The 18307-nt window shown below is 53.3% G+C and carries 21 protein-coding genes; all 21 read left to right on the top strand.

Translation table 11 applies throughout. The annotated features are described in order from the left end of the window. The first annotated feature begins 3 nt into the window (after positions 1 to 3). The 21 genes from prmC to HMPREF1292_RS09060 all read left to right on the top strand — a co-directional run bounded on the left by prmC (position 4) and on the right by HMPREF1292_RS09060 (position 18244). The gene (gene prmC / locus HMPREF1292_RS09155; protein ID WP_156912286.1) at positions 4 to 894 is read left to right on the top strand and encodes a peptide chain release factor N(5)-glutamine methyltransferase; all 891 of its coding nucleotides are present in this window, start codon (positions 4 to 6) and stop codon (positions 892 to 894) included. Positions 895 to 1028: 134 nt separating this feature from the next. After that, complete coding sequence (locus HMPREF1292_RS09150; protein WP_034645264.1) at positions 1029 to 1691, top strand: L-threonylcarbamoyladenylate synthase; 663 nt, start codon at positions 1029 to 1031, stop codon at positions 1689 to 1691. Further along, entirely contained in the window at positions 1691 to 2866 is a 1176-nt protein-coding gene (locus HMPREF1292_RS09145; RefSeq protein WP_023019636.1) for a glycosyltransferase family 4 protein, read from the top strand. Before HMPREF1292_RS09150 ends, HMPREF1292_RS09145 begins: the two co-directional genes overlap by 1 nt. Before the next feature lie 126 nt (positions 2867 to 2992). Continuing rightward, on the top strand, positions 2993 to 3478 hold the full coding sequence (locus tag HMPREF1292_RS09140) for a hypothetical protein (protein ID WP_023019635.1): 486 nt from the start codon (positions 2993 to 2995) through the stop codon (positions 3476 to 3478). A gap of 364 nt (positions 3479 to 3842) precedes the next feature. Next, entirely contained in the window at positions 3843 to 4646 is an 804-nt protein-coding gene (gene atpB / locus HMPREF1292_RS09135) for a F0F1 ATP synthase subunit A (protein WP_023019634.1), read from the top strand. Between the two features lie 94 nt (positions 4647 to 4740). Then, positions 4741 to 4977, top strand: coding sequence for an ATP synthase F0 subunit C (locus tag HMPREF1292_RS09130; protein WP_018120014.1), 237 nt, complete (start codon positions 4741 to 4743; stop codon positions 4975 to 4977). 45 nt (positions 4978 to 5022) lie between these two features. Further along, positions 5023 to 5592, top strand: a complete 570-nt coding sequence (locus HMPREF1292_RS09125) for a F0F1 ATP synthase subunit B (protein WP_021353100.1) — start codon at positions 5023 to 5025, stop codon at positions 5590 to 5592. 6 nt (positions 5593 to 5598) lie between these two features. Continuing rightward, positions 5599 to 6426 (top strand): F0F1 ATP synthase subunit delta, encoded by an 828-nt coding sequence (locus tag HMPREF1292_RS09120; RefSeq protein ID WP_023019633.1) that lies wholly within the window; start codon positions 5599 to 5601, stop codon positions 6424 to 6426. Between the two features lie 46 nt (positions 6427 to 6472). Continuing rightward, the gene (gene atpA / locus HMPREF1292_RS09115; protein ID WP_024272794.1) at positions 6473 to 8146 is read left to right on the top strand and encodes a F0F1 ATP synthase subunit alpha; all 1674 of its coding nucleotides are present in this window, start codon (positions 6473 to 6475) and stop codon (positions 8144 to 8146) included. Between the two features lie 57 nt (positions 8147 to 8203). Further along, complete coding sequence (locus tag HMPREF1292_RS09110) at positions 8204 to 9178, top strand: F0F1 ATP synthase subunit gamma (protein WP_023019632.1); 975 nt, start codon at positions 8204 to 8206, stop codon at positions 9176 to 9178. A 3-nt stretch (positions 9179 to 9181) separates the two neighbouring features. Then, positions 9182 to 10633 carry a F0F1 ATP synthase subunit beta gene (gene atpD, locus HMPREF1292_RS09105; RefSeq protein ID WP_021353104.1) on the top strand — a complete coding sequence of 484 codons (1452 nt, stop codon included), beginning with the start codon at positions 9182 to 9184 and terminating at the stop codon, positions 10631 to 10633. A 16-nt stretch (positions 10634 to 10649) separates the two neighbouring features. Beyond that, entirely contained in the window at positions 10650 to 11021 is a 372-nt protein-coding gene (locus HMPREF1292_RS09100) for a F0F1 ATP synthase subunit epsilon (RefSeq protein WP_021353105.1), read from the top strand. A gap of 169 nt (positions 11022 to 11190) precedes the next feature. After that, positions 11191 to 11640 (top strand): DUF2550 domain-containing protein, encoded by a 450-nt coding sequence (locus HMPREF1292_RS09095; RefSeq protein ID WP_021353106.1) that lies wholly within the window; start codon positions 11191 to 11193, stop codon positions 11638 to 11640. Between the two features lie 10 nt (positions 11641 to 11650). Next, positions 11651 to 12343 (top strand): endonuclease NucS, encoded by a 693-nt coding sequence (gene nucS / locus HMPREF1292_RS09090; RefSeq protein ID WP_023019631.1) that lies wholly within the window; start codon positions 11651 to 11653, stop codon positions 12341 to 12343. A 78-nt stretch (positions 12344 to 12421) separates the two neighbouring features. After that, positions 12422 to 12664 (top strand): hypothetical protein, encoded by a 243-nt coding sequence (locus tag HMPREF1292_RS11430; RefSeq protein ID WP_084521439.1) that lies wholly within the window; start codon positions 12422 to 12424, stop codon positions 12662 to 12664. A 46-nt stretch (positions 12665 to 12710) separates the two neighbouring features. Then, positions 12711 to 13037, top strand: coding sequence for an MTH1187 family thiamine-binding protein (locus HMPREF1292_RS09085; RefSeq protein WP_024272796.1), 327 nt, complete (start codon positions 12711 to 12713; stop codon positions 13035 to 13037). Positions 13038 to 13158: 121 nt separating this feature from the next. Further along, positions 13159 to 14223 (top strand): tetratricopeptide repeat protein, encoded by a 1065-nt coding sequence (locus HMPREF1292_RS09080; RefSeq protein ID WP_023019629.1) that lies wholly within the window; start codon positions 13159 to 13161, stop codon positions 14221 to 14223. 276 nt (positions 14224 to 14499) lie between these two features. After that, a complete protein-coding gene (locus HMPREF1292_RS09075) occupies positions 14500 to 15351 on the top strand; it encodes an ABC transporter ATP-binding protein (RefSeq protein WP_023019627.1) in 852 nt (283 codons plus the stop codon). A 16-nt stretch (positions 15352 to 15367) separates the two neighbouring features. After that, positions 15368 to 16249: an NUDIX domain-containing protein gene (locus HMPREF1292_RS09070; RefSeq protein ID WP_023019626.1), complete on the top strand. Its 882-nt coding sequence runs from the start codon at positions 15368 to 15370 to the stop codon at positions 16247 to 16249. Positions 16250 to 16447: 198 nt separating this feature from the next. After that, the gene (locus HMPREF1292_RS09065) at positions 16448 to 17251 is read left to right on the top strand and encodes an electron transfer flavoprotein subunit beta/FixA family protein (RefSeq protein ID WP_023019625.1); all 804 of its coding nucleotides are present in this window, start codon (positions 16448 to 16450) and stop codon (positions 17249 to 17251) included. A gap of 27 nt (positions 17252 to 17278) precedes the next feature. Further along, positions 17279 to 18244, top strand: a complete 966-nt coding sequence (locus tag HMPREF1292_RS09060; protein WP_023019624.1) for an electron transfer flavoprotein subunit alpha/FixB family protein — start codon at positions 17279 to 17281, stop codon at positions 18242 to 18244. The last annotated feature ends 63 nt before the right edge of the window (positions 18245 to 18307 follow it).

The raw sequence follows: 18307 nt of genomic DNA, 5'->3' as shown, positions 1-18307 counted from the left end.
CGCGTGGAGTTTCCGGTGCCGGATAAGCAGCCACCGCTACACGCGGTGCTGCATTCAGCCATTCGTCGTTTCTCTGCTGCCGGTATTGCAAACGCCGCGGGTGAGGCTCGTTTACTTGCGGGACACTATCTTGCTGTAGGGTCCGCTGAAGTATTTCTTCATTTGCGTGAACCTGCTCCCAAAGGTTTAGCTTCGGCAATTGAGCGGCGAGAACGTCGTGAGCCGCTGCAACACATTATCGGATCTGCTCCCTTTGGACCGCTGGATATGCTCGTCGGGCCAGGCGTTTTCATTCCACGGCCAGAAACGGAAGTGCTTGCGCAATGGGCCGTCGACAAGCTTGTCGGAGACATTACTTCCGAGCACCCGGTGGTGTTAGATCTGTGCACCGGGACTGGCGCTCTTGCCGCTTATATTGCGCACGAGTTCAGCGCCGCCCGGGTCATTGGCGTGGAATATTCTTCACGAGCCATGCGGTGGGCAGAAAAAAATCTGTACAACTTGCAGCAACATTGTGGTCTCAATTATGAGTTAGTCGACGGAGATGTACTCGATCCGACGCTGCTAGCCGACATTGCGGGCCAGGTGGATCTCATAGTGTGCAACCCTCCGTATGTTCCGCGCGATGACACGTTAGATGCTGAGGTGTATGCGGATCCTGATGATGCCGTCTTCGCCGGCGAGAGCGGGATGGATGTTATTAATGGGCTCGCTGTGCAATGTGCGCGCTTATTAAGACCTGGAGGTTTAGTAGGTATCGAACATGACGATGCAACTTCAGAACAATCACTCCAGGTGTTTAAAGCAGAAGCAGATCTTTGTGCCGTTACCCCGTTAGCTGATTTGACCGGCAGGAAGCGGTTTGTGACTGCTGCCAAACGCGTAAAATCTTAGCGCGTAGACTAAGCACGTATTGGCTGCGGCTCCGAGGGACATCTATATAGCGATCTTGAGTAGCCATGTCCGGCCTGGGTGGGCACGGAAAAGTCGACAGCGATCACGTGAGGGATGAGAAAGGCAAAGGCGCAATGAGCACAACATATTCCTGCGATGACAGTAATCAACGCAACGCTGGAATAAGCGCAGCAGTAGAGGCAGCACGTGCTGGCGAGTTGGTGGTTATGCCGACTGACACTCTATACGGCCTAGGGTGTAATGCTTTTGACAATGATGCTGTCGCTCGGTTACTCGAGGCGAAACAACGGGGGCGAGACATGCCAATAGCCGTGCTCGTTGGTTCGTGGGCGACGGTCCAGGGCCTGGTCCGAGAATTCCCTGAACAGACCAAAACCCTGATTGAAGCATTTTGGCCAGGTGGACTGTCTCTTATCGTCCCGCAGGCTCCTTCGCTGCCTTGGGATCTGGGCGATACGCGTGGAACGGTTATGTTGCGCATGCCGTTGCACCCCGTGGCTATATCGCTCCTGCAGGAAGTTGGTCCAATGGCGGTTTCTTCGGCAAATATTTCTGGACAGAAGCCGCCGAAATCGGTGTTTGAGGCGGAAAAGCAACTTGGGCGCAATGTCGCTGTCTATTTGGATGATGGTGACAGTCCTGTGGGGCAAGCCTCTACCATCGTTGATCTGTCGGGGCCGCACCCGGTGGTTTTGCGTGAGGGCGCAATTAGTACGGACCGAATTGCAGAAGTGCTTGGGCTTTCGCCGGAGGCACTGCATAAAGAGAAAAACTGATGGGGGCGGCGGGAATCCCGATACGGGAACTTGGACTGGTGCTTTTGGTTGCAGCAGCCGTGACTTTTCTGATCACTGGCCTGGTTCGGAGTGTAATGGTGCGTTCCGGACGCATAGCGGAAATCCGCGCTCGTGATGTGCACACTCAGCCAACGCCCCGGCTCGGTGGGGTTGCTATGTTCAGCGGCTTTTTGCTCGCGGTTGCTCTCGCAATGCAGTTACCGGCGTTGAACCGCGGTTTTATGCCAGTGACCCCGGAAATGACGGCGGTACTGTGGTCGGCTTTTGCCATTGTCATCGTTGGCGTGTTGGATGATTTGTTTGAGCTAACTGCGGTGCTCAAGTTGGTGGGACAAATTGTTGCAGCCTGTTTGATGAGCCTGTTGGGATTAACCTGGACGCTGCTTTTTCTGCCGATTGGGGACGGAACCACGGTCGTACTTGGTCAAGTCCAGTCTCTAATCTTGACTGTGTTGTTTACCGTGATGCTTATTAATGCCATAAATTTTGTAGATGGTTTGGATGGCTTAGCAGCTGGTTTGGGAATGATTGCGGGAGGCGCGATCTTAGTGTTTTCCCTGACGGTGTTATATGACCAAGGCGGAGCAGTTTCGGCATATCCACCAGCGATCATCGCCTCGGGTTTGGTCGGTATCTGTGCGGGATTTTTGCCTCATAACTTTGAGCCTTCAAGGATATTTATGGGTGATTCCGGCTCAATGCTGATTGGTACATTGTTGGCGGCGGCGGCGACCTCAGCGAGCGGCAAGATTAATATGTCCTTATACGGTGCAGCAGATGTGGTGGCGCTGGTTTCCCCATTCATTGTTGTGTTGGCAGCGGTTTTTGTGCCGGTATTGGATCTTATTCTCGCTGTGGTGCGCCGGGTAGCTCGTGGGCAATCGCCGATGGCGGCGGATAAGCAGCATATTCATCATAGATTGCTATCGCTCGGGCACACGCACCGGCGGACAGTTTTGGTGTTGTACCTTTGGGTTGCTGTAGTCGCATTTGGTGCAGTGAGTTTTTCTGTCGTTCCAGCCTGGATAGCGCTGGCTGGGACGGTGTTTGCGCTTCTGATAGCAGGTCTTGTGACGATGATTCCGTTAAAGGCTGGAAAACTTGGTCGCAACGATCGAGCACTCAAATTTGTGTCCAATCAGCCACCCACTTAATGCGGTCAAGCGTGCTTCATACATAGTTCGTACTGTGATGAAGCAATTGCGATCTGTTAAATGGGGAGGCGGAAGCCGTGAATAAAGGTAAAAGAGTTTCCACGATATAGGGGCAGGAAAGATTAAATGAATCTAGCGAATAATAAGGGATATAACACGGGCGATGGTCCTGGTGGCGCGAAGAATCACAACCACGCTGAGGGGCTATCACCGTACGAGGATCATAGTTTGCCCCTCAAACGAGGGTTGCGGTTGGGAATTCGCGCACTGATCATCGCGACAATTGCTTCACTCGTGCTTTGGGGTGCGATTGCGGGACTGCCGGGATTATCGGGGGTGCTTCTTGGCGCGGGTATCGGGGGAAGTTTCGTGCTGTTTACTGCTGTGAGCGTATTGCTCACTGCAAATACCACACCGTCCACAACGATGGCCGTTGTGCTTGGGAGTTGGTTACTAAAAATTACGCTGTTGGTGTTGGTTCTGTTTGCAATCCGAGATTTGGAGTTCTACCACACTGTTTCATTATTCGTAACGGTCGTTGTAGTGCTCATCCTTACTTTAGGTACGGAAGTCTGGGCCATCGTTACATCCAAAGTTACTTTTGTTGGATAAAATGGTCCGGGCAAGGCAAATGCTGCCGTAACTCTGTGACTTTAAGTACGTGAAAAGTGAGAGAATTTTGCGAAAAATAACTGCGAATTTTTGCAGGTCAGCTTATTAATAGAAAAAGTTACCCCCACAAGGCGACAGAATCGGATTACGCTGATAATATACTGCACGGGTAACCGCAATAGTGGTGCGCCTTTCACAGGTAACTGTAAGGGTGTGACTGAAATGCTGCGCTGTTTCCCCTGCTGTTGCCGCGCTGATGTGCGACGGAGTCCGTGGTAACGGCAGCGAGTTTGAAGACGTCCATCGCACCGTATGAGTTATTCATGCGGCCCGAACACGGGAGAGAACGCTGAGCGTTACAACTATGGCCTTTCGAGGTGAGTTCCACTCGCCTGAACTGGACCCAGAATTTTTCCCGGGGCAATACTATGGCCACATCATCCTTGATGATTTCTTGGGTGGTTGGTTCGCGCTAGACCGCTTGATGCTTGTTCGCTTGCTAATGCTGGCGATCATGCTGGTGGTCTTCCTCGTCGCCTTTAGGAGCCCCAAGCTGGTTCCTTCAGGTTTGCAGAACGTCATGGAGTACGCGCTGGATTTTGTTCGGATCCACATTGCCGAAGACATTTTGGGCAAAAAGGAAGGTAGAAGGTTCCTGCCGATTCTCGCGGCAATCTTCTTCTCAGTTTTGTTCATGAATGTTTCGACGATCATTCCGGGCCTGAACATTTCGGCAAATGCACGTATCGGAATGCCGATCGCTCTTGCGCTGCTGGCCTATGTCACCATGATTTATGCCGGTGCAAAGCGCTATGGGTTCGGCAAATTCGTGAAGTCTTCGGTGGTGATTCCTAATCTGCCACCATTACTGCACGTTCTGGTCGTGCCGATCGAATTCTTCTCGACGTTCATCCTGCGTCCGATCACGCTGGCACTGCGTCTGATGGCAAACTTCCTTGCCGGTCACATTATTTTGGTCTTGCTGTTTAGCGCCACTAACTTCTTCTTCTGGCAGCTCAATGGCTGGACAGCACTATCCGGTGTGACGGTATTGGCAGCGGTCCTGTTTACCCTGTACGAAGTGATCATCATCTTCTTGCAGGCTTACATTTTCGCCTTGCTGACTGCGGTGTACATCGAACTGTCTTTGCACGCAGACGCACACTGACAAACTCGCGAACCACGCGGCTAATTACATAACCCCACAGCAACTACACTCTCGGTAAACCTTACCGAGAACCACGAAAGGGATTGACTTTCACATGAACGAGATCATCTTGGCACAGGCAACTGAGTCCTCCATCGAGCTGGGCGCCATCGGCTACGGATTGGCAACCATTGGCCCTGGTCTGGGTATCGGTATCTTGGTTGGTAAGACCGTGGAAGGTATGGCACGTCAGCCTGAGATGGCTGGCCAGCTTCGTACCACCATGTTCCTTGGTATCGCCTTCGTTGAGGCTCTTGCCCTTATCGGCCTCGTTGCAGGCTTCCTGTTCTAAAAAGCGCGCGGAAATAACACCACACTTTTTAAGACTGGAGAGCCTATGAACGTCACTTATTTGCTTGCGGAGCATGGAGAGGAATTGCCACTGGAAAGTGGGAACTCCCTCCTTTTGCCTGCGAACTACGACATCGTCTGGTCGATCATTCCGCTTGCAGTTGTCGTCTTCCTCTTCGCAAAATTTGTGATCCCGAAATTCCAAGAAGTTCTCGACGAGCGCGAGGATCGGATTAAAGGCGGGATGGACCGCGCTGAAGCCGCCCAGGCTGAAGCAAAGGCAGCGTTGGAAAAGTACAACGCACAACTGGCGGATGCCCGTGCAGAAGCTGCGACCATCCGTGAGGATGCTCGTAAGCGCGGCGAGCAAATCGAAGCTGAGCACAAAGCAAAGGCTGAAGAAGAAGCTACTCGCATCATTGAAGCTGGCAACAAGCAGCTTTCTGCGAACCGCGAACAAGTCATTGCGGATCTGCGATCAGATCTGGGACAAAACTCGATTAACTTGGCTGAGCGTTTGCTCGGCACCGAACTATCGGATGCTACCAAGCAATCCGGAACGGTAGATTCGTTCTTGTCCGAACTCGACAACGTGGCACCAGCCGCAAGAAAGTAGGCAAGCATGAAAGCAGCGAGCCGCGAAGCATTGCAACAACTTTACGCAGCTATCGACGAGACTTCGTCTCAGTCTTCGAATGCTGTCGAGGTTGACTCGCAGACCGGTTTGGAGATCTTTGAGGTCGTTGAAGCGATCGAAGGTGATCGACCCCTACGCGTTGCGCTTGCTAACAATGCAGCCTCTGCTGAACAAAGAGTGGCTTTGGCAGATGAGGTTTTTTCGCAACACCTTTCTGCCAACGCTCTGAATGTTCTGAAAAAAGCAGTGGGGCTAACTTGGTCAACCCCACGAGACCTAAGAACCGGTTTGGTTGCGGGAGCTCGTCGCATCTTATTGCGGGGAGCGGAATACAAAAACCAGTTAGAACAGGTTGAGCAAGAGCTGTTTTCTTTGTCTCGTGTACTGGATCGGGAAGGCGAGCTATGCATGCTGCTGTCTGATCGCCGGGTTGAGGTTTCGAAACGACGCTCACTGCTTGCTCGACTCCTCGAAGGTAAGAACATCACGATGTTTAGCGAGGCGCTCGTGTTGCATGCGGTTGGCAGGATTGAAAAAGATCCGGCTAGCGATGTCGCCGCACTCGTTGAGCAGGCAGCCGAACTGCGTGGTCACAAGGTGGCTCGTGTAGTCAGCGCTGGAAGCTTGACTGGTGCACAGCGGGAAGCCCTCGCAGAGAAACTTCACACGATTTATGATCATCGGATGTCCATCCACAATGAGGTTGACCCCAGCCTCCTCGGTGGCGTGCGCATCCACGTTGGCAACGAAGTCATCGATGGCTCGACCAAGGCTAAGCTGGCGCGTATGCGTTCAGCGCTAAGCGTTGGTTAGAGCGTTTCTGACAGAGCTGACGTAATAAACGATCCTTATAAAGTAATTGCTGGAAAACACAACCGAGAGCAGGAAGAACATGGCGGAGCTAACGATCTCCTCCGACGAGATCCGTAGCGCGATTGCGAACTACACCTCGAGCTATTCCGCGGCGGCCTCCCGTGAGGAGGTCGGCGTGGTCATTTCGGCAGCCGACGGTATTGCCAACGTCTCTGGCCTACCGTCCGTTATGGCGAATGAGCTCCTGGAGTTCCCGGGCGGCGTTATTGGCGTCGCACAGAACTTGGACACTGATTCCATCGGTGTCGTAGTTCTGGGAAACTTCGAATCACTGGCAGAAGGTGATGAGGTTAAACGGACCGGAGAAGTACTTTCCATCCCCGTAGGCGAAGACTTTCTTGGCCGCGTGATTAATCCCCTGGGCCAACCAATCGATGGTCTGGGCGAGATCAAATCTGACAAAGAACGCGCACTTGAGTTGCAGGCCGCTGGCGTTCTTGACCGGCAGCCGGTCGAAGAACCAATGCAGACTGGCATCAAGGCGATTGATGCGATGACTCCAATCGGACGCGGCCAGCGCCAGCTGGTCATTGGCGACCGTAAGACCGGTAAGACCGCTCTGTGTATCGACACCATCCTTAACCAGAAGGCAAACTGGGAGTCCGGTGATCCGGACAAGCAGGTGCGATGCATCTACGTTGCGATTGGCCAAAAGGGCACCACCATCGCCGGTGTTCGTCGCACGTTGGAAGAGCATGGGGCTCTTGAATACACCACCATCGTTGCTGCACCAGCATCTGATGCCGCTGGTTTCAAGTGGTTGGCACCGTTCTCCGGTGCTGCCCTTGGTCAGCAGTGGATGTATGAAGGCAAGCACGTTTTGGTTATCTACGATGACTTGACCAAGCAGGCTGAGGCCTACCGCGCAATCTCGTTGCTGTTGCGCCGTCCACCAGGACGCGAAGCTTACCCAGGTGACGTTTTCTACTTGCACTCCCGTTTGCTTGAGCGCGCTGCAAAGCTTAACGATGAGCTCGGAGCAGGCTCGATGACTGCGTTGCCAGTTATTGAAACTAAGGCAAATGACGTCGGCGCCTTTATTCCGACCAACGTCATTTCGATTACGGACGGCCAGGTATTCTTGCAGTCCGATCTCTTCAACCAGGGCGTTCGCCCAGCTATCGATGTCGGTATCTCGGTATCCCGAGTCGGTGGTGCTGCTCAGACCAAGGGCATGAAGAAGGTCGCAGGTAACCTTCGTCTTGATCTGGCCGCATATCGTGACTTGGAAGCGTTCGCCACCTTTGCTTCGGATCTGGATGCTGCGTCCAAGGCCCAGCTTGATCGCGGCCAGCGCCTGGTCGAACTGTTGAAGCAGCCAGAGTCCAGCCCTCAGAATGTGGAATTCCAAATCGTCTCGATTTGGTTGGCTTCGGAAGGCGCCTTCGACAACGTTCCGGTTGAGGACACTCGCCGATACGAAACCGAACTCCACGAGTACTTGCAGGGTGAGGTTCCACAGGTATATGAGCAAATCCAGGGCGGTAAGCCTTTGGATGATGACTCCAAGGAAGCCTTGCGCAACGCTAACGACGAATTCGCGAAAGGTTTCCAAACCACCTCCGGTGAGCCTGTGATCGACAACCACGAAGATCCTCTGGAGGAGTCTGAAGTGGAAAAGAACCAGCTCAACGTCTCCCGGAAGAGCGTCAAGAAGTAACTAGCAGTAGTAACTCTGATCGCTTCGAGATAAGGAAAGAAGGGAGGGAAGGAAACCATGGCTACTCTTCGCGAATTACGCGACCGAATTCGGTCAGTTAACTCAACGAAGAAAATCACCAAAGCGCAGGAAATGATTGCCACCTCGCGCATTAACAAAGCTTTGGCTCGTGTGGAAGAGGCACAGCCATACGCTGAGGAGATGCAAGAAGTGATGGAGCGCCTGGCGTCTGCAACGACGCTGGAACACCCTATGCTGAAGCCACGCGAGCACGTAAAGACGGCCGCAGTGCTAGTCATTACTTCTGATCGTGGCATGTGTGGTGGTTACAACTACAACGTGCTGAAACGTGCCAATGAGTTGGAGAAACTCTTGGACGAAAAAGGCTATGAGGTCAAGCGTTACGTTGCCGGCGGTAAAGGCGTTGATTTCTATCAATTCCGTGGCGTCGACATCGCAGGACAATGGACTGGTTTTTCCCAGGACCCAAGCATGGAAGCTACCCATGATATGCGCCAGCATCTCATCGAAGGTTTCCAAGCAAGCTCTGAAGGAACTGCGCCATATCGCGACGGAGTCAATGTTGTCGAGGGTGAAGACCTGTTCGGCTTTGATTCGGTCCACGTAGTTCACACAACGTTTGAATCTATGCTCGTACAGGAAGTAAACGTCCATCAGTTGCTTCCAATTGAGCCTGTTTACCAAGAGGAAGAAGTCGTCGACGAAGGTTTTTCGACTACTCACGGCGAAACTGAAGCTCAGATGGAATTCGAGCCGGATCCAGAATTATTACTGGAATCCCTGCTCCCGAAGTACGTCTCACGTATTCTGTACGCAATGCTTCTGGAAGCATCGGCTGCGGAGTCTGCCGCGCGCCGTACAGCCATGAAAGCTGCGACGGATAATGCGACCGAGTTGGTCAACGACCTGTCGCGCGTTGCTAACCAGGCTCGTCAGGCACAGATTACCCAGGAAATCAACGAGATCGTCGGTGGCGCTGGTGCGCTTGCCGGCAGCGGAGAAAGTGACTAAATCATGACTACAGCTCTCGATGAGCAGAACACGCAGGAAGGTAGCGCCAACGCTACCGGCCGCGTCGTGCGCGTCACCGGTGCGGTCGTCGACGTGGAATTTCCGCGTGGAGCGATGCCTGCTCTGTACAACGCGCTGACTGTCGAGGTCACCCTCGAGGCAGTCGCCAAGACCATCACGCTTGAGGTTGCACAGCACCTCGGCGATAACCTGATCCGGACCATTGCGTTGGCACCTACGGACGGTCTCGTCCGTGGCGCTGAGGTTATCGACACTGGTAAGCCAATTACTGTTCCCGTCGGCGATGCCGTCAAAGGACACGTCTTCAATGCGCTCGGTGAGTGTTTGGACGAACCAGGATTGGGCCGCGACGGCGAACAGTGGGGAATCCACCGCGATCCGCCACCATTCGATGCGCTGGAGGGCAAAACCGAGATTCTGGAGACTGGAATCAAGGTTATCGACCTCCTTACCCCGTACGTTAAGGGTGGCAAAATTGGTCTGTTCGGTGGCGCCGGCGTCGGCAAGACCGTTCTTATCCAGGAAATGATCACTCGTATCGCTCGTAACTTCTCCGGTACTTCCGTGTTCGCCGGCGTCGGCGAGCGTACCCGTGAGGGTACTGACCTGTTCCTGGAAATGGAAGAGATGGGCGTGTTGCAAGACACCGCCCTTGTCTTCGGTCAAATGGACGAACCACCAGGGGTTCGTATGCGCGTGGCCTTGTCTGGTCTAACCATGGCTGAATATTTCCGCGACGTTCAAAACCAGGACGTTTTGTTGTTCATTGACAACATCTTCCGTTTTACTCAGGCAGGTTCCGAGGTTTCCACGCTGTTGGGCCGTATGCCTTCCGCCGTGGGTTATCAGCCAACATTGGCTGATGAGATGGGTGTTTTGCAGGAACGGATTACCTCTACACGTGGTAAGTCAATTACTTCTCTGCAGGCCGTTTACGTCCCCGCCGACGACTACACCGACCCGGCTCCAGCTACTACCTTCGCGCACTTGGACGCGACAACCGAGCTGGATCGTTCGATTGCGTCGAAGGGTATTTACCCTGCCGTGAACCCACTGTCTTCGACCTCCCGTATCCTCGAGCCTGGCATCGTGGGTGAGCGCCACTACGCGATCGCACAGCGCGTCATCAACATCCTGCAGAAGAACAAGGAATTGCAGGACATCATCGCCATCTTGGGTATGGATGAGTTGTCAGAAGAAGACAAGGTGACCGTTCAGCGGGCCCGTCGTATCCAGCGCTTCTTGGGACAGAACTTCTACGTCGCAGAGAAGTTCACCGGCTTGCCAGGTTCTACCGTTCCTCTGGAAGAAACCATCGACGCTTTCGAACGCATCTGTGATGGTGAGTTTGACCACTATCCAGAGATGGCTTTCGATGGTTTGGGTGGCCTCGATGATGTCGAGGCAAAATACAAAAAGATGAACGAGAAGTAGGAAGTAGGCGACACACATGGCTGAATTCACCGTGGAACTCGTCGCGGTCGACCGTAAGCTTTGGTCCGGCCAGGCCACCATGGTCACTGCTGAGACCACCGATGGTGAGCTCGGCGTGTTGCCTGGGCACCAGCCCCTACTCGGTCAGTTGTTGGACAACGGTGTTGTGACGATTACCGGTGCCAATGGCGATCGTGTTGTCTTTGGCGTACAGGGCGGTTTCCTCTCCGTATCCAAGGAGAAGGTTACGGTCTTGGCTGATTGGGCGATCACATCTGAAGAGTGGGATTCTTCTACCGTCGAAGAATACGAAACCTCCGACGATGAATACGTCCGTGCGCACGGAATTACCGCACGCCGTGCCCAGCGTCGCGCAGAGTTAATCTAATCCTGCTGTCTGGCTCCAACACAGACGGTTAATCGGAAAGGCTTTTCCCAAACTTGGGAAAAGCCTTTTTGCGTACGTACCGCAGTTTGCCGATGAAAACATTTCACAAACGCTATCTCACGCATTAAACTGGTTTGAAATCTCTTCTGTTAGTTAAGGTGGCAGCTTAATGCAGGATATTATGGGTAGCTTCTTACCAGTATGCGTATTATTGGCGCTAGTTTTCGTCGCAGGCTTGGCTGCGTGGAGGTTCTTCACTCTGCGGTCGAAAGGCAATGCGGTCATAGCTCGGCGTCTTCCTGCGAAGGGTACACACGGCTGGCGTCATGGCCGGATAGTCTGTGATGGCCAGCAGCTAAATATGTACAAGCTTCGTTCATTATCACCCTCTGCAGATGTAATACTCGAACGTCAAGAATTGACGCTCCACCGTCAACGTTCAGTGACAGATGCCGAGGGTTCTTTTATGTCCTCATCACTTCAGGTGCTCGAAGTATCGACGCCCGACGACCACTTTGAATTAGCCGTAGATAACGCTACGGCGATGGCACTCTGCTCATGGCTGGAATCTGCTCCGGATAGCCGGCAAGAAAGGTACAAGCCGCAGCGTCTGCGCTAGGGTAGTGGGCATGCGTTTAGTGATTGCCCGATGTTCTGTCGACTATGTCGGCAGGTTGGATGCCCATTTGCCCGCTGCTGATCGCTTGATCATGGTCAAATCGGATGGATCTGTCTCGGTCCATGCGGACAACCGTGCGTATAAACCGCTGAACTGGATGACTTCTCCGTGTACATTGGCCGAATCCCCGATTACTGATATCGATGGGGAAGATACTGAAGAAAAACTTTGGGTAGTTGAAAACCCCCAAGGTGAGCAGTTGCGCATTACTCTGCATCGCGTATTCCATGATTCGAGCCACGATCTTGGGGAGGATCCAGGTTTGGTCAAAGACGGGGTGGAAGCGCATTTGCAGGAATTGCTTGCGGAACATATTACGACGCTTGGTGATGGTTACACACTCGTGCGCCGAGAATATCCGACTGGTATCGGCCCGGTAGATATTTTGGCGCGCAATGCGGCTGGTGAAACCGTCGCTGTTGAGATTAAACGTCGCGGTGGTATTGATGGGGTTGAGCAGCTGTCTCGGTATCTTGAGCTGTTGAACCGGGATAGCCTCTTGGCTCCAGTGCATGGAGTGTTTGCGGCACAACAAATTAAAGAACAAGCCAAAGCCCTGGCCCGAGACCGGGGTATTCGGTGTGTGACGCTGGATTATCAAGAACTGCGCGGGCTGGAAACTAACGAATTGCGGTTGTTTTAAGTGGGAGCGAAGAAACCTCGCGGCCCAAAAGGCAAGAAGTCAGGTAAAGCATGGCGGGCGCAACATAGGCCGTTCAGTATCCCGGCTGATGGGGGTTCCCTGTTTGGCACACAAGTGACTGAAGGCCCAAGTTGGGATTTCGGTAGGCCGTATCAATATCGGCAGATCGCGGCGGTGCGCGCAGTTAAATACTATGTGTGCCCTGGCTGCAATCTCGACATTCCGCCGGGGGTCGCGCATATTGTTGCTTGGCCGCGCGATTCCGGTGGGCGAGGGGATGATCGCCGTCATTGGCATGTGCGCTGTTGGCAGCGTCGTTAAGAATGCGGTGCGCGTTGTCGTTGCAGAAACAGGTAGCCTGGAAGATATGATTGTGGCTTTTTCTGTAGCACCCACTACCACAAATGAGACTGGTGAAATGTCTGAAGCGGTCGCTGAGGCCGTGCGCGTCGTCCGTGAATCGGGGCTGCCGAACGAGACAAATTCGATGTTTACCTTATTGGAAGGTGAGTGGGATGAGGTCTTCGCGGTGATTAAGAAAGCGACTTCCGCAGTAGAGGCTGTCTCTCCACGTGTTTCACTGGTTATCAAAGCGGATATTCGCCAGGGCGTAACCAACGGTTTGACTGCCAAGGTCGACGCCGTGAACCGGCATCTCGCAGAAACTTCGGAGAATGCATCAAGAGGGGATTAATACCGCGGTTCCGCTGAAAACAATGAAGACAGATCGTTGTGAAGCTCTAGCTCTATCGCCGATTTTCTTGGTTGCTAGTTCCCATCACAACCTTGAGGATTTTTAGGAAGGCAGAATTTTAATGACTATTCCGCAGCAACCAGCCGACCAGAACCCCGGGGACCGCCCTGATTCAGCTAGGCAAGAACCAGCACGTTTCGCCGCATCGGCGGTGGATCTGCAACAACTGAAAAATCGTGCCCAAGCAACCGCCGGTGGTGCAAACACCGCTGGCTTAGCTAATTCCGCCGGCACAGGGGCGACTGGTCATACCGGAAACGCATGCCCAGATCGCGGCACAGGGGCGCAAATACCTGCTTATTTCGAGGTAAACGAGCACAATTTCGAAACTGATGTGGTTCGTCGTTCTGCGGAAGTGCCCGTTGTCGTGTTGCTGGGTACTTCGAGAGCTGCTGAGTCGGATGAGATGAGGCGCAACTTTGAAGAGCTGGTTGTAAAAGATTCCACGCTGGGCAAGATTATTTTCGGTTATGTGGATGCTGATAAAAACCCAGCCATCGTGCAAGCTTTTAGAGCAGAAGCGGTACCAACTGTGGTGGCTTTGGGGCAAGGGCAGCCGCTCACTCAATTTCAAGGTGTTCAACCCGTTGGGGTTTTGCAGCAGTGGGTGGACGCGTTAATTCAACAGATTGGTCCTAAACTGCCCGGAACATCGCAGCCAATCGTTAATCCAGTAGATGCTACTGGAAAGCAGGATACTGATTCGGAAATCGACCCGCGGCACGATGCTGCTGAACAAGCCCTGGCTAGAGGAGATTATGGGCAGGCACGTGAGCATTATGATGCTATTTTGGAGGATAATCCAGACGACAAACAGGCTGATTTAGCTCTTAAGACCGTGGAAGTCATCGAGCGGTTCGATCCAGCAAACCGCAGCGGTGATGCTGTACAAGATGGAGATGCGGCGCCGCACGACGTCGATAAGCAACTCGATGCTGCTGACGCCGAAGTATTAGCCGGGGTGCCAGAGAAAGCTTTTGCTCGTCTGATTTCCACTATGAAACTGACTGCAGGTGCAGACAAAGATCGTTTGCGGACCCGGGTTATCTCGTTATTCGAATTATTTGATCAGGCAGACCCACGGGTAAAACAAGCTCGTACTGATTTGGCGAGCGCATTATTTTAAGAACTATTCGCGAGTTCCAGTGCAAGGCAGCGTTTGCAGCATTCCGTCCTCGATGAGCCCTAAATTGACTGGGATTAACGGTGAGAAAGATCTGGTCTGGCGCTTGAGATTTTTCATCCCTTTTTTCGGGTCGTGGCATAAGCTAGAGGAGGAGTATCCATGAGTTTGAGACTGCGTGATCTGAGCCTAGAAAACCGCGGCAAGGCCGGAAGCTCATTCAATCCTGGAGAACTTAGGAATAGTTTTTGCACCGCGAAGAAAGAGACGATTTAGATTATGACTTCGAACTCCGCACATCTCACACCTGAAACTAGCGAAGACTTGTTGATCGATTTCCGACAAGTCGGATTACGCCGCGGTGGAAATCGTTTGGTTGGACCTGTCGACTGGCAGGTCGAGCTGGATGAGCGTTGGGTAATTATTGGTCCCAATGGGGCCGGTAAAACTTCATTGGTTCGTATGGCTTCAGCCGAGGAATTTCCCTCGGAAGGTACTGCTTTTGTGATGGGGCAGAGATTTGGGGCTGCCGATATGCGTGACGTGCGAGCGATGGTCGGAATTTCTTCCGCGGCTCTCGCTAACCGTATTCCTGCTGGTGAGCGTGTCGACGACTTAGTGGTTTCTGCTGGTTATGCGGTGCTAGGCCGTTGGCGGGAAGACTACGAATCACTGGATTTTGAACGAGCCTACGATACCCTGGAGCAGGTTGGTGCTTTTCACCTTATGGAGCGCACTTGGGGAACGTTGTCGGAGGGCGAACGAAAAAGAGTTTTGCTGGCTCGCGCTTTGATGACGGATCCAGAACTGTTGATTTTGGATGAACCATCTGCAGGTATGGATTTAGGGGGACGAGAGGATCTGGTTGGGTATCTGGGTGAGCTCGCGTTGGATCCTGATGCACCAGCAATCGTGATGATTACCCATCATGTGGAGGAGATCCCGGAAGGTTTCACTCACGCCATGCTGCTGGACGAAGGCGAAGTCGTGGCACAAGGTTTGTTGGATGATGTTTTGACTTCAGAAAACCTCACGAAAGCCTTCCATCAACCGATTCAGGTGGATCGGTTGGGATCACGCTTTTTTGCTCGGCGTACGAGTCGGGGCCGTGGTTCGCACCGCGCCGGATAGGTCGGTTGAGGTTTTCATGCCAGATTCTTCGACGCATACGCAATTTCACTGTCAGCATCATAGCGATCAAATAGATGCGATTGATCCGGCGGAAATGACTGGTTACCGGGGGGCTCGGTTGGCGGCCACCGTCTTGTTGGTCCGCGATGGTGTGCAAGGTCTTGAAGTTTTCGCTCAAGAGCGGGTGTCGACCATGCGCAATTTTCCGGGAATTACTGTGTTTCCTGGCGGCGGGGTTGATCATCGCGATTTCCCGGCTCGATCGTGGGACTCTGGTGAACATTGGTGCGGGCCATCGGCAGTTTCGCTGGCGCGCAGAATGGAAACCAATAAGTATAAAGCCCACGCGTTGGTGTTTGCTGCAGTCCGAGAACTTTTCGAAGAAGCAGGCGCGCTATTGGCGGTACATGGCGACGGTGCACCAATTGCGAACGTGGCTCCATATGATTATGCGCGTCGCAGCTTGGAATCGCATGAGATCGCGCTATCTGATCTCATGCACAAACATGATTTGAAGGTTCGCTCGGATTTGTTGCGTCCGTGGGCCCGGTGGGTCGGAAAATCTGATCGTACGCACCTGTGGTTCGATACTTTTTCTTTTGTTGCCCGTGTTCCTGATGGTCAGCGCCCGGCTCCTGATCCGGGCGGCGAAGCGGAAGACGCGAATTGGTTTTCCCCGCAGCTGCTTCTCGATGGTTGGCGAGCAGGGTTAGTTCGGTTTGTATTGCCTACATGGGCGCAGTTACAAAAACTAGCCGGGTGTAAGACTGTTGATGAGGCGATGCGGTGCGCCGATGAAACGGTGATTCATCCGATTGTTGGTAAATGTTGGGAAGATCCTGCGTATCGAGAATTTTTGGAGTTTCAACCGGAAGATCGGATTGGGAAAATGCCATAATCTTAGCTATCTAATTCAACGGTCGGTCTATTTTAACTAGACCGAGTGGTACAGTTGTTTGCGGTAGGTCGCCTATCGCATGTAACGAGCAGGTGCAGCGCACCGTTGTATGATGCGCTTCAGAGACCAGACGCGTCTGCATTAATAACGAACCGCACAAACAAATTCTGAACTGTGAAAGAAAGGCAGGTGGCAATGATGCCAACCATCGTGGTCTTGGTGAAGACCGTGCCGGATACCTGGTCCACCAAGACGTTGCGTGACGACGCACGTTTGGATCGCGAATCTGTCGACGTCATTATTGATGAGATCAACGAGTTCTCCGTCGAACAGGCCCTTCGGGTTCGCGAAGAGGCAGTGAAACAAGGCTCTGAATATCAAGTGATTGCTTTGAGCATGGGGCCGGCTCATCATGAGAACGCTCTTAGAAAAGCGATTGCTATGGGGGTCGACGATGCGGTGCATATCACGGATGAGGCACTGGCTGGCAGCGATGTTTTGGGCACTGCTTTTGCCCTGCATAGCGCGCTCGAGACCATTGATGATGTGCAGCTTGTGATCGGGGGTAACTATTCCTCTGACGGTTCTACTGGCACCGTGCCTGGACTTCTAGCAGAATTCCAAGAGATTCCCGCGCTCACTGCTGTGCACTCGCTTTCCGTGGATGGAGATACCGTATCTGCGGTTCGTGAAGATAACCGGGGCACCTGGCAGCTCGAAGCTAAGCTACCAGCATTAGTGACGGTGACTGATAAAGCTGATAGCCCGCGATTCCCGAAGTTCAAAGGCTTACGCCAAGCAAAAAAGCATGAGATGAAGACGGTTGATATAGCTGGCATCGGCCTGGATGCCGATATGGTTGGAGCGGCTAACGCCACCACGAATGTGATCAGCCATAATCAGCGCCCTACGCGCAGCGCTGGTGTAATGATCGATTCCGGAAGCCCGGAAGAACAAGCTCGCAAAATTGCTGATTACCTGGCAGAAAACAACCTCATTTAACTTCGCGAACTAGGGAGCAATACTGATATGGCACACGTATACGTGCTGATAGAACATGAAAACGGGCAACTGAATCCGGTTAGTAAGGAATTGATTGCTGCAGCACGGCCTTTGGGGTCGGTGCATGCTGTCGTCGTCAGCGCACCTGGTGGTTGTGAACAACTGCCCGCCGAGCTTGCCAGTGCCGGAGTGGACAAGATTTATTCTGCGGAGGTTGCGGATTATGAGCAGCGTTTAGTGCTGCCAGAAGTCGATGCGCTGTCTACAGTTGCTGCGTCGAATCCCGGCCCGATTGTGGTTGCCGCGGGCACGGCGGGTAACGAAATCGTCGGCCGTCTGGGTGCACGTCTGGCGTCTGGAATTCTTAGTGATGTAGTGGGCATCAATGCTGATGGTACTGCGCAACACAGTATTTTTGGTGGCTCAGTGGATGTTGTTGCGCAAGCAGAGGGTGATTGCCCGTTGTATAGCTTGCGTCCCGGTGCAGTAGAACCGGAAGCCAATCCCGTGCAAGGGGCAGGCAACCTCGAAAAGATTGTGCTCGGCGGCGCCGCTGAGAATGAAGCACGTGTTGCTTCCTTTACTCCCGCCGTCAAAGGCGACCGGCCAGATTTGCTGCAAGCGAAAAACGTGGTTGCTGGCGGACGGGGAGTCGGTTCGGCAGAGAATTTCGCCGACGTTATCGAGCCACTGGCAGACAGCTTGGGTGCGGCCGTAGGCGCCACGCGTGATGCGGTGGATGATGGTATGTACGCTCCTGCACACCAGATTGGACAAACCGGTGTGACCGTCAGCCCGAAGCTGTATATCGGTCTCGGAATTTCTGGTGCAATCCAACATCTAGCAGGTATGCAGACTGCAGAACACATCATCGTCGTCAACCAGGATGCGGATGAGCCGTTTTTCGCCGTCGCAGATCTGGGTGTAGTGGGCGATTTGCATGAGATAGCGCCCGCCCTAACTGCGGAGCTACGAGCACGAGCACAGAGCTAGGTTCAGCGAGGACGCACTGGCGCCGTGGGCAGGGCCTCGTGGCGCCATGGAATAGGGAAGTAG

The sequence above is a fragment of the Corynebacterium sp. KPL1995 genome, assembly GCF_000477935.1.
Taxonomy (GTDB): Bacteria; Actinomycetota; Actinomycetes; order Mycobacteriales; family Mycobacteriaceae; genus Corynebacterium; species Corynebacterium pseudodiphtheriticum.
Note: the sequence above shows the minus strand (reverse complement) of the source record. Positions and strands in the feature narration are given on the sequence as shown.

Coding starts and splice junctions, on each gene's coding strand:
- HMPREF1292_RS09145 (WP_023019636.1), top strand. CDS start 1,691: ATGGGGGCGGCGGGAATCCCGATACGGGAACTTGGACTGGTGCTTTTG.
- atpB (WP_023019634.1), top strand. CDS start 3,843: ATGGCCTTTCGAGGTGAGTTCCACTCGCCTGAACTGGACCCAGAATTT.
- HMPREF1292_RS09080 (WP_023019629.1), top strand. CDS start 13,159: ATGACTATTCCGCAGCAACCAGCCGACCAGAACCCCGGGGACCGCCCT.
- HMPREF1292_RS09070 (WP_023019626.1), top strand. CDS start 15,368: ATGCCAGATTCTTCGACGCATACGCAATTTCACTGTCAGCATCATAGC.
- HMPREF1292_RS09100 (WP_021353105.1), top strand. CDS start 10,650: ATGGCTGAATTCACCGTGGAACTCGTCGCGGTCGACCGTAAGCTTTGG.
- HMPREF1292_RS09110 (WP_023019632.1), top strand. CDS start 8,204: ATGGCTACTCTTCGCGAATTACGCGACCGAATTCGGTCAGTTAACTCA.
- HMPREF1292_RS09125 (WP_021353100.1), top strand. CDS start 5,023: ATGAACGTCACTTATTTGCTTGCGGAGCATGGAGAGGAATTGCCACTG.
- atpD (WP_021353104.1), top strand. CDS start 9,182: ATGACTACAGCTCTCGATGAGCAGAACACGCAGGAAGGTAGCGCCAAC.
- HMPREF1292_RS09060 (WP_023019624.1), top strand. CDS start 17,279: ATGGCACACGTATACGTGCTGATAGAACATGAAAACGGGCAACTGAAT.
- HMPREF1292_RS09075 (WP_023019627.1), top strand. CDS start 14,500: ATGACTTCGAACTCCGCACATCTCACACCTGAAACTAGCGAAGACTTG.
- HMPREF1292_RS09140 (WP_023019635.1), top strand. CDS start 2,993: ATGAATCTAGCGAATAATAAGGGATATAACACGGGCGATGGTCCTGGT.
- HMPREF1292_RS09150 (WP_034645264.1), top strand. CDS start 1,029: ATGAGCACAACATATTCCTGCGATGACAGTAATCAACGCAACGCTGGA.
- nucS (WP_023019631.1), top strand. CDS start 11,651: ATGCGTTTAGTGATTGCCCGATGTTCTGTCGACTATGTCGGCAGGTTG.
- HMPREF1292_RS09065 (WP_023019625.1), top strand. CDS start 16,448: ATGCCAACCATCGTGGTCTTGGTGAAGACCGTGCCGGATACCTGGTCC.
- HMPREF1292_RS09095 (WP_021353106.1), top strand. CDS start 11,191: ATGCAGGATATTATGGGTAGCTTCTTACCAGTATGCGTATTATTGGCG.
- HMPREF1292_RS09130 (WP_018120014.1), top strand. CDS start 4,741: ATGAACGAGATCATCTTGGCACAGGCAACTGAGTCCTCCATCGAGCTG.
- HMPREF1292_RS09120 (WP_023019633.1), top strand. CDS start 5,599: ATGAAAGCAGCGAGCCGCGAAGCATTGCAACAACTTTACGCAGCTATC.
- HMPREF1292_RS09085 (WP_024272796.1), top strand. CDS start 12,711: ATGATTGTGGCTTTTTCTGTAGCACCCACTACCACAAATGAGACTGGT.